Here is a 12,739-nt window from a genome sequence, read left to right as displayed (position 1 = left end):
CCCGCGAAAATGTGAAAGCCGGAGCTGCGCTGCAGCTCCGGCTTTTTTCATGGAGCAGCACTCCTGCAAACAGCGCCGAACCTTCCGGTTGCGACTCGCAGCGATCCCCATGCCGCATCGGCACAGGGCCCATCGATGGGTATCGCTGCGCTCCGCACCATCCTACCCATGCGTCATCTCATCCCTTCCAACCCACTTCGCGCAACGCCGCCAGCAGGCGCTCCCCGCTCAGCGCAGGCACCAGCACGCCGTCATCGGTGCGCATGTCCTTGCCGGCCAGCAGCACGTTGACGATGGCTTCCTCCACTGCCTCGGCGGCGGCGGCGAACAGCGGCGAGATGTGGTCGTTGTTCACCATCTCCAGGGCCGTGGCGAACGGCAGGCCTTTGCGTCCGTAGTCCGCGGGCGGCAGGTCGCGGTTGCCAGTGGCGAAGGCGAGGAAGATGTCGCCGCTGGAGTCGTCGGTACCGCCTCCCGTGCGGGCGATCCCCAGCGAAGCACGCTGCGCCAGGCGCTGGCACTGGTGCGGCAGCAGCGGCGCGTCAGTGGCGAGGATCACCACGATGGAGCCCATACCCGGCGTGCCCTGCTCGGCGAAGGGTGACGGCAGGTCGCCCAGTTGGCGGCCGACCGGGTAACCATCCACCCGCAGTTCGCGGCGCTGGCCATGGTTGGCCTGGACCAGCGCACCCACGGTCCAGCCGCCCTGCTCCATCGGTAGTTTGCGCGAGGCTGTGCCAATGCCGCCCTTGAACTCGTGGCAGATCATCCCCGTGCCGCCACCCACCGGGCCTTCCCGTACCGGACCGGACTCGGCCGCAGCCAGGGCCTCGCGCACCTGCTCGGCGCCGACGTGCTGGCCCCAGATGTCGTTGAGCAGGCCATCGTAGGTTTCCATCACCACCGGCATGCACCAGTAGATGGTCGGGTCCGCCAGCTCGACATGCTCGGCGGCGATCAGCGCATCGCGCACCGCGCCCACGCTGTGGGTGTTGGTGATGGCGATGGGCGTGGTCAGCAGCCCCGCCTCGCGAATCCACTCAAGGCCGGTGGCGTCGCCGTTGCCGTTGAGCACATGGCAGCCGGCGAAGCAGGGTTGCTGGCGCGCCGCGCCGTCACGTGGTTGCACTACCGTGACGCCGGTGCGCACAGCCTTGCCGTCGCGCTCGCCGATCAGAGTACTGTGACCGACACGGATGCCGGGCACATCGGTGATGGCGTTGAACTCGCCGGGAGTGCCCAGGCCGAGGGTGATGCCGAGTTGACGAGCGCGCATGCTGTCTCCTTGGTTTTCGAAAAGGGGTTCAGAGCTTCTGGAAGGCCGGGCTGAGCTTGCCGTAGGTGCTGTAGAGAATCACCGACACGGCCAGTATCCCGACAATGATCATGACGTCCCGCGAGGAGGCATCCAGTAGCAGGTTGAGCAACAGGTAGCCGGCGCCGACCACCGCCAGCATCGCCGGCAGCGGCCAAAGCGGCATGCGGTACGGGTGCTCGCGGTCGCGGCGCAGCACGCGGCTGAACAGCGCGCAGAGCGCCACCACCAGGTAGACCATCACCAGCAGCAGTACGGTGAAGGAGGTCAGCTCCTCCAGGTTCGAGCTGAAGCTCAGCGCCGCCGAGGGCACGCCGAGGAACAGCGTGGCGATCCATGGCGATTCCCAGCGCGGGTGAATACGGGTGAAGGCACGGTTCATCAGCGGCGTCCACAGCTCGTCGCGGCCGCTGCTGAAGATCACCCGGCCGACCTGGATGACGATGGCGACGATGGCGTTGAACACCGAGAGGAAGATGCCGGCGCTGACCAGCCGCGACAGCGTTGCATTGCCGTGTGCGGTGAGCAGGTAGCCGACCGGGTCGGGGCTGGCGATCATGTCCTTGAGCGAAGGCGCGCCCAGCAGCAGTGCGGTCAGCGGGACGATCTCGATCGCCACCACCAGCACCAGCGACCAGATCACCGCGCGGTGCACATTGCGCCCGCCGCACTTCATATCCTCGGCCAACAGCACCGCGCCGCCAAAGCCGTTGTAGGAGAACAGCGCGGTGCCCACGGCGCCGATCACCAGCGCCCAGGGCGCGGCGGCCAGTATCCCGCCGTCGATGTGCTGCGGTTGCACCAGCACACTGACCGGCTGACTGACGTGGCCAAAGCCGAGCACCACGATCACCAGCAGCGCCGCCACTTCGCAGAGCAGGAACACCCCGGTGATCCAGGCGTTCACGCGGATATTGAGGATGCCCAGCACGTAGCTGGCGGCGACTATCACCAGGGCGACGGTCTGGGTGTCGAAGTTCGTCCCCAGGGCGTTGTTGAGGTAAGTCGCCGCGCCCGTCGCCAGAACCGGCGGGATGAACAGCAGCGAGACCAGTACGGTGAGGAAGGTGGCGTAGCCGGCGAGACCGCCGAACACGCGCTTGGCGTAGACGTACTCGCCGCCGGCGGAGCTGTGGGCGCGGCCGAGTTCGGCGTAGCACCAGGCAAACATCAGCGCCAGGAAGCCGGCGAAGACAAAGGCCAGGAAGGCGCCGCTGCCGGCCTGCTGGATGGCAAAGGGGGCAATGACGAAAACGGAGCTGGCGGGGGTGACCGCCGAGACGGTAATGGCGACTACGTCGAGCACGCCCAGGCTGGGCTTGAGCGCGCTCGCTGGCGCAGGGGAAGCGCTCATATCGTTGTTTCCTCGTGTTGTTATTGGTGGCTGAGGCAGGAACGAAAACCTTCTTGCGCCCTCTTGCTCGGGGCGTCAGGTGGCGCTGAGTCTGTGCGTGGCACGCGGAGCGGCCAATCACCATTTGGGGTTACGCCCCCTTGACGGCAGGCAGGTAAAAGGAGGAAACCGTGGGCCGAACCCACGCCGCCAGTTCGGAGAACTACCGTCGATGCACACCCTGTTCCGCGAGGTCGGCATGCACGCCAACCTCGGCCGCGCCATCGAGCAGATCGGTCAGCCGCGCTTCTGGAAGCAACTGGTCCTGCTGCTGCACCAGTGGTTGCCGTTCGATAACGCCCTGGCGATGTTCTACCCGGCCAGCGGCACCCCGGTGGCGCTCGAGGAATACGATGCCGAACCCACCGCCGGACCGGCCGCCATGGCCATCTACCTCGACGGCCTGTTCCAGCTCGACCCGTTCTACCAGGCCTGCCGCGAGGGCGTGCCCAGCGGGCTGTACCGGCTGGAAGAAATCTCCCCGGACCAGTTCCGCCAGAGCGAGTACTTCCTCAGCTACTTCCACGACAACGTGCTGGAGGACGAGGTGCAGTTCATCCTCCAGCTTCCCGGCCAGGGCGCGCTGTCGCTGTCACTGGGTATGCGCAAGCTGTTCGATGGCGAGCAGACCGGCCTGTTGGCGATGCTCGGCCCCTGGGTGCTGGCGCTGATGCAGCAGCACTGGCAGCAGCGCAGCCAGCGCCTGCTGCCAGGCACCAGCGACGGTGTGGCGGTGCAGGTGCGCGACGCCCTGAGCCACTTCGGCGCCGGCGTGCTCTCCGAGCGAGAACTGGAGATCGCCCGGCTGATCCTGCGGGGTTACTCCTCCAAGGCCATGGCCGAGCGCCTGGCGATCTCGCCGGAGACCATCAAGGTCCACCGCCGGCACCTGTACAACAAGCTCGACATCTCCTCGCAACCGGAGCTGTTCTCGCTGTTCCTGCAGTCGCTGGGGCACGATCCGCAGAATCCCTGAACGCCAACGCGCTTCGCTGCCCAAGGACTGAGCACGTCGCCGGCCCAACCACAGCGCGCCATTCACCCTGGCCACCGCGTTCAGCGTGCGCTCGCAAAAGCTCGAAGTACTGGCAGGGCTCTCCGAGCGCTTCCCCAAGGCGGATGTATTCTCCGTGGTGAAGACCTTCGGCGGCTGGCGGCGGGCTCGGCCAGTTCTACCCCCTGACAGATTTCCCCCCGGCTGCGCGCGCAACTTTGCAGCACAGGCCCTGTATCAACGCCGCAGGCTGGACAGGACCTTCCTGAGCGGCTCGGTGGCACGCCAGCTGGTCGAATTTCTCAGTGCGCGAAGCTCTTCCCGCAAGCATGAATTCTCCTGCCTCAAGTGCTCCTGGAGGCTGCCCATCCTTTCCAGCTCGGCGCCCTGCAAGTCAATTTCGGCCTGAGTTGCTTCCAACTGAAGGAGAGTCGACTGCGGGGTCGAATCAACCTCCTGAAGATAGGGCAAGGCTCCCTTCGTATGGGCCAGCTCTGCAAACTGATCTGCCTTTTCCCCTGGGACCATAAAGAAGTCCCAGCACAGGAAATCCACTGCCTCGACCCAATCCGTGCGGTCTTCCAGGCGGTTCAGGAAGATGTCGAACAGGACATATCCTGCCTCGGTCGCCAGGTCATAGAGGCTTTCCGGCACATGACCATAGGCTTTGAAGGCCAGCGAACCATACTCGACCGAAATGATCGGCCGAAGCCGCTTCAGGACGTCGCCAGCACCTCGCAGACAGTCGATCTCAGCGCCTTCGATATCGATCTTGATATAGGCAACACTGCTCAGATCCTGGGTGAATTCGTCCAACTGATGCACTTTGACCCGAATGGTTCTGGGTCTTGCCAGCTCAGGCACATTGAAGGTTCGCTGGATCAGACCACTTTCTTCCGGAGAACCTTCGGCGAAGGTGAAATCGAATTCGCCATCCTTGTTGGAAAGCGCGACGTTGTGCAGCGAGAGATTGGAATGAGGCAGGGTGCTGCACAACTGTTCGTAAGCGAACGGCAAGGGTTCGAAGGCGATCGCTCTGCCGCTTTCACCAATGCACTCGAGCAATGGACGCAAATGCCGTCCGGCATGTGCACCAATGTCGATCACGGTGTCCCCCGGTCGCAGGATCTGCCGGTAGACATGCTCGAGCATGCGTTCGAACTCCAGGCGAATGATTCCCCGGGAAAGGAGATTGGCGACACCTTCCATTCTCGATCTCATCGACACTCGTTCCATGTTGCGTTCCTTTGTCAGAGCCGGATCCGAATTGGCAAAACCCGATTCAGGCTAGCTGCTTCCTCCCGCTCTGCAATTACATAACAGGACAACTTACCCATCGGGACATCCCGTTGGCGTCCTACGGACACTTCCGTGTTCCATACAGGCTTCTAGACTGGACCCGTGCCATCCAGACACGCCACGACAATCACAAGAGAGCACAGCCTGATGAACGCACGCGCCAATTTCACCCACATGGAAGACGGCAGCGCCGAGGACTGGGCGATCATCGCCAAGGACTTCGGCCAGTACGCCGCGCTTCTGCCCGACCGGATCATGACCCACCTGCGCCTGCTCGACGGCGACTTCGGTGGCTTCCCGGTGGACCGCCTGACCCACTCGCTGCAGACCGCCACCCTGGCCCACCGCGACGGCCGCGACGAGGAGTACGTGGTCTGTGCCCTGCTCCACGATATCGGCGACACGCTCGGCTCGTTCAACCACGCCGACATCGCCGCGGCCATCCTCAAGCCGTTCGTCAGCGAGGCGAACCTGTGGATGATCGAGAAGCACGCGATCTTCCAGGGTTACTACTTCTTCCATCACCTGGGGCTGGACCGGCACCTGCGCGAGCAGTTCAAGGACCATCCGCAGTTCGAGCAGACCATCGAATTCTGCGCGCGCTACGACGCCGCCGCCTTCGATCCGGACGGCGAAGTGATGCCCCTGGAGTTCTTCGAACCCATGCTGCGCCGGGTCTTCGCCCAGCCCCGCCGCTCGATCTACCAGAAGCCTGACGGCACGATGGCCTGAAGGTCCCGTGGTGACCGGCGGTCCGCGACGAAGAGTGGCGAACCGCCGCTGGCCCGGGGGCTGCGCATGGAATAAGATTCCTCCCAAAATCAGACGCGCAACCGGCCACGAGCCTACGCGCACCAGGGAAGTTTCTTGCGCATGAAGCCTAACGTTCTTGAGCGCCCCAGCAGTCCGCTCACCCCCGCCCCTCTGCGCGAATACCATTCCCGCGTGCTGGCGTATATCGCCATCGCCGCGACCATCACCGCCGGCATTTTCGCCAAGTACTTCGGCTACGAGATCCTCTGGATGATCCCGTACGCCCTGCTCTACCCGCACCTCGCCCAGCAGGTCAGCCGCCGCTTCAAGCGCGACAACCCACAACGCACCCGCCTGGTGCTGCTGTTCATCGACGCCCTGCACGCCGGTATCGCCACCACGCTGCTGGGCTTCTCCGAAGTGCCCAGCCTGATGCTGGTGCTGATCCTCGCCTTCTCCGCGCTGATCATCGGCGGCCTGCGTTCCCTGGGCCTGGCGCTGCTGGTGGCACTGAGCGCCGCGGTCCTCAGCGCCGCGCTGATCGCCCCGGCCTACAAGGGCCAGACGCCGAGCATCGTCGCGCTGGTCAGCGTGCTGTTCTCCACCCTGTATATCTGCATCACCGCCTTTTTCGTGCACCAGCAGGGCCTGCGCCTGGCCCAGGCCCGCTCGGACATCACCCTGGAGCAGGAAAAGGCTGCGCGCCTGGCCAGCAACCTGGCCAAGTACCTGTCTCCGCAGGTGTGGGAATCGATCTTCAGCGGCAAGCGCACGGTGCGCCTGGAAACCCAGCGCAAGAAGCTCACGGTGTTCTTCTCCGACATCAAGGGTTTCACCGAGCTGTCCGAAGAGCTAGAAGCCGAAGCCCTTACCGACATGCTCAACAACTACCTCAACGAGATGTCGAAGATCGCCCTGAAGTACGGCGGCACCATCGACAAGTTCGTCGGCGATTGCGTAATGGTGTTCTTTGGCGACCCGGCCACCCAGGGCGCGAAGAAAGACGCCGTGGCCGCCGTGTCCATGGCCGTGGCCATGCGCAAGCACATGAAGGTCATGCGCCAGCAGTGGCGCGCCCAGGGCATTACCAAGCCGCTGGAAGTGCGCATGGGCCTGAACACCGGCTACTGCACCGTGGGCAACTTCGGCGCCGACACACGCATGGACTACACCATCATCGGCCGCGAAGTGAACCTCGCCAGCCGCCTGGAAAGCGCCGCCGAAGCCGGCGAGATCCTCATCAGCCACGAGACCTACTCGCTGGTCAAGGACGTGCTGATGTGCCGCGACAAGGGCCAGATCGCCGTGAAGGGCTTCAGCAAGCCGGTGCAGATCTACCAGGTGGTCGACTTCCGCCGCGACCTGGGCTCCAACCCCAGCTTCGTCGAGCACGAGGTGCCGGGGTTCTCCATGTACCTGGACACCAACAACGTGCAGAACTACGACAAGGAGCGGGTCATCCAGGCGCTGCAGCAGGCGGCGGAGAAGCTCAAGGACAAGATCATTCTCTGATCCTCCGACCTCCTCGCTCAGGCTCACCCGATCGCGGACAGAGTCCGCTCCTACCCGAAATATTGCGCAAGGGCATGCCCTCTCCCCCACCCTCTCCCTGAAGGGAGAGGGAGCCGCCTGTGCCGGCTGACACTTTGGTTTCAACCTGTGCTGAACGGTCCCCTCTCCCTTCAGGGAGAGGGTTAGGGAGAGGGAATCGCTGGCACAGGGTTTCAGATAAAGACAGTTGTTCCTACGCTCGCCGGGCAGTATCTGGCGTCCGGCAAGGCTCACGCCTGGCATCGCGGCGTGGCCCACCGGCGTAGGAGCGGACCCTCTCCGCGAAATCCATCGCGGCGGCCCCCTCTCACCGGTTAGCACTAATACGTGCCGCCATTGCAGGCGCACATCCTGCCCACGATCCATCGTCAAACGACGAAGCCCAGCGCTCCTACGAAGAGCCGAAGAGCCCGCCCTTTTCCCCCGCCCATAAAAAAGCCCGCTCAATCGAGCGGGCTGGAAAGGCTCCGGCGCTTCACGTTCACCGGGCCGAATTGCTCGTTGAGGCACTCGTCAGGAGGGCTGAAGCTCCGCAGAGTTGCCCGGGCCGGCGGCCAGTTCGGTGGACAGGGTCTTCTCGTCCAACTGCTTGCACCACTTGGCAACCACGATGGTGGCCACGCCGTTGCCGACCAGGTTGGTCAGGGCGCGGGCCTCGGACATGAAACGGTCGATACCCAGGATCAGCGCCAGGCCGGCAACCGGCAGGTGGCCGACGGCGGACAGGGTGGCGGCCAACACGATGAAGCCCGAACCGGTAACGCCGGCAGCACCCTTGGAGGCAATCAGCAGCACGACCAGCAGGGTCAGCTGGTGGGTGATGTCCATCGGGGTGTCAGTGGCCTGGGCGATGAACACGGCGGCCATGGTCAGGTAGATCGAGGTGCCGTCGAGGTTGAACGAGTAGCCGGTGGGGATCACCAGGCCGACGACGCTCTTGTCGGCGCCCAGCTTCTCCATCTTGGCGATCATGCGCGGCAGGGCCGATTCGGAGGACGAGGTGCCCAGCACGATCAGCAGTTCTTCGCGGATGTAGGAGATGAAGCGCAGGATGCTGAAGCCATGGGCGCGGGCGATGCCACCCAGCACGATCAGCACGAACAGCAGGCAGGTGATGTAGAAACACAGCATCAGCTGACCCAGCTGCACCAGCGAGCCGAGACCGTAGGCGCCGATGGTGAAGGCCATGGCACCGAAGGCACCGATGGGAGCGACCTTCATGATCACGTTGATGATGTTGAACATCACATGGGTGATGCGATCGATGAACTCGAACACCGGCTTGCCGTAGTCACCCAGGCGGTGCAGCGCGTAGCCGAACAGCACGGAGAAGAACAGCACCTGGAGGATGTCACCGTTGGCGAAGGCGCCGACCACGGTGCTGGGGATGACGTTCATGAAGAAGTCGATGGTGCTCTGCTTCTCGCCCGAAGCGATGAAGCCGGTGAGCGCCGCGTTCTTGTTCATTTCGGCGGTCAGCGTGGCGACGTCGGCGTGCATGCCGGCACCCGGCTGGACGACGTTGACCACGACCAGGCCGATGATCAGCGCGACGGTGGAAACGATTTCGAAGTACAGCAGCGCCATGCCGCCCGTCTTGCCCACGGCCTTCATGCTCTGCATGCCGGCGATGCCGGTAACCACGGTGCAGAAGATGATCGGCGCGATGGCCATCTTGATCAGTTTGACGAAGCCATCGCCCAGCGGCTTCATCAGTTTGGCGGTGTCGGGGTAGAAGTGGCCAAGTGCGATACCGATGGCGATGGCGATCAGTACCTGCACGTACAGGCTTTTGTAGAAGGGTTGCTTGGTCATGGCAGCTCTGTCCTCACGGGCGAGTGCTCCCTGGGAGGAAACACAAGACCGAACGCGTTATCTCCCTGCAATGGGAGAATTTGTTTTCAGGGCATGCCAGAAGGCAGGCCTTGATCGCATATGGCAAGTGCTGTGCCAGACCTTTAAAAAATATTTAATCCCTTTAAATTCAATAGCTTCCGTAAAAAGTCGCGGCACGGAAGGCCTCGGAAATGGCGGAAACCCGCCTCCGCACTGGCGGGTTTCCCGCCCTCTGGCGGGTATCCGCCACGGCCTTCGTACCGTAGATTGTAGAACTCCGATCAGGTTCGATCGGGTTAACCGCGCGGCTGTTGGACGTGCGGCCAGAACAACAAGGACCGCTCATGCGTGAACGCACCATTGCCAGCCATTTCGTCCGCGCCGCCGTCCACGGGGCCCAGCGCAAGGGGCTGGATATCCAAGTCCTGCTGCGTGACGCCGGCATCGCCCCGGCCATCCTCGACGAGCCCCGCGCACGCATCGATCCATTGCAGTTCACCTGCCTGATGCAACGCCTGTGGGAAGTGCTCGACGACGAGTACATGGGCTTCGGCGCCATGCCCAGCAAGCGCGGCACCTTCGCCATGATGTGCAACGCGATCATCCACTGCCGCACGCTGGAAAAGGCTCTGGGACGCGGCGCGCTGTTCTACGGGCTGTTTCCCGAGGCACCACGGATCGAGCTGGTGCGCGACGGCGACCGCGCCCGCCTGACCCTGGATGAAACGCACCTGCGCGACCCGGACCACTTTCTCGCCGAGAGCCTGCTGCTCATCTGGCACCGCCTGGCCAGCTGGCTGATCGGCCAGCGCATCCGCCTGGAGGAAGCTACCTTCAGCTACCCGGCGCCCGAGCATCAGGCCGAGTACGACCTGCTGTTTCCCTGCCCTCGCCGCTTTTCCGCCGGCAGCACCAGCCTGCTCCTGCAGGCGCGCTACCTGGACATGCCGCTGCTGCAGGACGAGCGCACGCTCAAGCACTTCCTCAAGGATTCCCCCGCCGACCTGCTCGCCCGCCCCGACGGCGGCGACAGCCTGACCAGCCAGATCCGCCGCCTGCTCGGCCGCGACTGCCGCAGCTGGCCGGACCTGGAACAGGTCGCCGCGCAACTGCACATGAGCCCGCAGACCCTGCGCCGGCACCTGCGCGAGGAGGGGCCGAACTTTCAGGAGCTCAAGGACCAGCTGCGCCGCGACCTGGCGATCTACTACCTGGGCCGCGCCGAACTCTCGATCCAGGACATCGCCGACCAGCTCGGCTTCTCCGAGCCCTCGGCGTTCCACAGGGCGTTCAAGAAATGGACGGGGCTGACGCCGGGCGCCTACCGGGCGCAGCAGGGGGAATAGCTCGGTTTCAACCTGCAGGCGCGCCGGCGCCCAGGCCGTGGGGCGCATAGCCCGGAACGGGTTATCCGCCGATTGCTCTCGCGGCGGATAACGCTGGCGCGTTATGCGCCCTACGACCTAAAACGAGACTACGGTGCGTGGGCGTTCGCGAGCAAGCTCGCGAATCCGAACCGACTCCCGATCACCCCGGCAGGCGAATGCGGAAACACGCCCCGCCCAGCGCGGAATCCTCCAGCGCCAGCTCGCCGTCGTAGCTGTCGATGATGTCCTTCACCACCGCCGTGCCGATGCCCTGGCCGGGGTGCTGGGTGTCCAGGCGCTCGCCGCGCTTGAGGATACGTTCGCGCTGGCTGGCCGGCACACCGGGGCCGTCGTCTTCGATGATCAGCTCGAACAGCCGGCCGTTCTTGCGTGCACTGACCTTTACCGTGGTCAGGCAAAGGCGGTAGGCGTTCTCCAGCAGGTTGCCGAGCATCTCCAGCAAGGCGCCCTTCTCCAGCGGCAGGGAAAAGCCCGGCGGAATTTCCCGCTCCAGCTTCACACGCTTGTCGCGGTAGACCTTGTCCAGCGCACCGCCGATGGTGTCCAGCAATGGGTCGAGTGCCGCGCGGTGGCGGATCAGACCACTCTTGCGCATCGTTGCGCGCTGCAACTGGTAGCCGATCTGCTGGCTCATGCGCTCGATCTGGGTCTGCAGCACCTGCACCTGCTCGCGGTTCTTCGGCTCGTCGGCGAGGGTTTCGCTGACGCCCTGCAGCACCGCCAGCGGCGTCTTCAGGCTGTGGGCAAGGTCGCCCAGGGAGTTGCGATAGCGCTCGCGCTGGGCGCGCTCGCTTTCCAGCAGGCGGTTCAACGAGTCGGTCAGGCGCAGCATCTCGGCGGGGTGATCGTCACTCAGGCGCTCGCGGTCACCGGTCTCGATCTGGTCCAGCTCCGAACGCAGGCCGCGCATGGATCGGAAGCCCCAACCAAGACCGAGCCACAACAGGCCCAGCAACAGCAGCAGCGCGCCCCCCAACCAGAGGTAGAGCTGATCACGGAAGCCGCTGACCAGCTCACGGAATTCGCTTTCCGGCTGCATGGTGACGATGCTGTAGGCCGCGCGCTTGCCACCGAGCAGGTCGATCTCCACGTCGTAGACGAAGAACTCCTGGCCGGTGGCGTCGCGGATACGGGTGAACTCGTCGATCAGGCCGTCGTACTTGGGCGAGTAATCAACGCTCTCGTCCTGGGCCGAGGTGGAGCGCCAGACCAGCCTGCCGGACTGATCGTAGATAAAACCCAGCAACTTCGATTCGGGGAGGTTGAAGTCCTCCACCGGCAGGTGCTCGGGCATGCTCAGGACATTGCCCTCGATGCGCGCCGAGGACACCAGGGTCGCCACGTCCGCCGCCAGGCGCTGCTGGATGGCGTTCTCCAGGGCAATGCTGAATGCACGCTGGAGCGCCGGCAGCAGCGCCGCCATGAACAGCACGGCGAGAATCGCCGCACCGATCATCAGCCGCAGCCGTAGCGAGCGGATCATTTACACAGCTCGTTGAAAATGTAGCCTTGGCCGCGCACGGTATCGATCGGCTTGAAGCCTGCGGCACTCTCCAGCTTGCGGCGCAGGCGGCCGACCAACACTTCGATGACGTTCGGATCGCGCTCGTCGTCGTCCGGGTAGAGCTGCTCGATCAGGCGCTCCTTGGCCACCACCTGCTGGTGATGGCGCATGAGGTATTCAAGGATGCGGTACTCGAAGGCCGTCAGCTGCAGCGACTCGCCGTTGACCAGCGCCTGCTTGCGGTTGGTATCCAGCACCAGCGGGCCGGCCTCGATGCTCGACTGGGCGAAGCCGCTGGAACGGCGCAGCAGCGCGTTCAGCCGGGCCTCCAGCTCTTCGAACTGGAAGGGCTTGACCACGTAGTCGTCGGCGCCGGCGGCCAGGCCCTCGACCTTGTCCTGCCAGTTGCCGCGAGCGGTGAGGATGAGAATGGGGAAGGTCTTGCCCTGGCTGCGGAATTCGCGGATCAGGTCCAGGCCGCTCATGCCCGGCAGGCCCAGGTCAATCATCGCCAGATCGTGATGGTATTCGCTGGCGCGGTACAGCGCCTCTTCGGCGTTGGCGACGGCATCGACCACATGGCCTTGCTCGCCGAGCCGGGTATACAGGTGATGGCGCAACAGCGCCTCGTCTTCCACCACCAGCAGTTTCATGCGCGTGCTCCCTGAGTCAGGCAACCGGGCCACGCGGGGCCCGGTTGCGGTAC

Annotated in this window: 10 protein-coding genes; 4 read left to right on the top strand and 6 right to left on the bottom strand. The window is 64.3% G+C overall.

Translation table 11 applies throughout. The features are described from left to right. Positions 1 to 178: 178 nt before the first annotated feature. Together IB275_RS09130 and IB275_RS09125 are read right to left on the bottom strand one after the other, a co-directional pair. Complete coding sequence (locus IB275_RS09130; protein ID WP_192289096.1) at positions 179 to 1,276, bottom strand: DmpA family aminopeptidase; 1,098 nt, start codon at positions 1,274 to 1,276, stop codon at positions 179 to 181. A gap of 28 nt (positions 1,277 to 1,304) precedes the next feature. After that, positions 1,305 to 2,669, bottom strand: coding sequence for an APC family permease (locus tag IB275_RS09125; protein WP_192289098.1), 1,365 nt, complete (start codon positions 2,667 to 2,669; stop codon positions 1,305 to 1,307). Positions 2,670 to 2,880: 211 nt separating this feature from the next. Between IB275_RS09125 and IB275_RS09120 the strand changes: the two genes are divergently transcribed. After that, positions 2,881 to 3,684, top strand: a complete 804-nt coding sequence (locus IB275_RS09120; RefSeq protein WP_192289100.1) for a helix-turn-helix transcriptional regulator — start codon at positions 2,881 to 2,883, stop codon at positions 3,682 to 3,684. A gap of 255 nt (positions 3,685 to 3,939) precedes the next feature. Here IB275_RS09120 and IB275_RS09115 read toward each other — a convergent pair whose 3' ends face one another. Continuing rightward, positions 3,940 to 4,938 carry an FkbM family methyltransferase gene (locus tag IB275_RS09115; RefSeq protein ID WP_225601893.1) on the bottom strand — a complete coding sequence of 333 codons (999 nt, stop codon included), beginning with the start codon at positions 4,936 to 4,938 and terminating at the stop codon, positions 3,940 to 3,942. A gap of 210 nt (positions 4,939 to 5,148) precedes the next feature. On the opposite strand from IB275_RS09115, the gene IB275_RS09110 reads away from it, so the two are divergent. Beyond that, the gene (locus IB275_RS09110) at positions 5,149 to 5,733 is read left to right on the top strand and encodes an HD domain-containing protein (RefSeq protein WP_192289104.1); all 585 of its coding nucleotides are present in this window, start codon (positions 5,149 to 5,151) and stop codon (positions 5,731 to 5,733) included. A gap of 141 nt (positions 5,734 to 5,874) precedes the next feature. Then, entirely contained in the window at positions 5,875 to 7,266 is a 1,392-nt protein-coding gene (locus IB275_RS09105; RefSeq protein WP_192289106.1) for an adenylate/guanylate cyclase domain-containing protein, read from the top strand. A gap of 552 nt (positions 7,267 to 7,818) precedes the next feature. Here IB275_RS09105 and IB275_RS09100 read toward each other — a convergent pair. Further along, positions 7,819 to 9,120, bottom strand: coding sequence for a dicarboxylate/amino acid:cation symporter (locus IB275_RS09100; protein ID WP_081518078.1), 1,302 nt, complete (start codon positions 9,118 to 9,120; stop codon positions 7,819 to 7,821). Between the two features lie 365 nt (positions 9,121 to 9,485). Here IB275_RS09100 and IB275_RS09095 point away from each other — a divergent pair, with 365 nt between their 5' ends. Further along, positions 9,486 to 10,487 (top strand): AraC family transcriptional regulator, encoded by a 1,002-nt coding sequence (locus tag IB275_RS09095; protein ID WP_192289108.1) that lies wholly within the window; start codon positions 9,486 to 9,488, stop codon positions 10,485 to 10,487. 181 nt (positions 10,488 to 10,668) lie between these two features. Here IB275_RS09095 and IB275_RS09090 read toward each other — a convergent pair whose 3' ends face one another. Next, positions 10,669 to 12,012 carry an ATP-binding protein gene (locus IB275_RS09090; protein WP_192289110.1) on the bottom strand — a complete coding sequence of 448 codons (1,344 nt, stop codon included), beginning with the start codon at positions 12,010 to 12,012 and terminating at the stop codon, positions 10,669 to 10,671. Further along, positions 12,009 to 12,686 (bottom strand): response regulator, encoded by a 678-nt coding sequence (locus IB275_RS09085; RefSeq protein WP_151186432.1) that lies wholly within the window; start codon positions 12,684 to 12,686, stop codon positions 12,009 to 12,011. The genes IB275_RS09090 and IB275_RS09085 overlap by 4 nt, the downstream gene beginning before the upstream one ends. Between the last annotated feature and the right edge of the window lie 53 nt (positions 12,687 to 12,739).

This window comes from Pseudomonas sp. PDM21, assembly GCF_014852505.2.
Classification (GTDB): Bacteria; Pseudomonadota; Gammaproteobacteria; order Pseudomonadales; family Pseudomonadaceae; genus Pseudomonas.
Note: the sequence above shows the minus strand (reverse complement) of the source record. Positions and strands in the feature narration are given on the sequence as shown.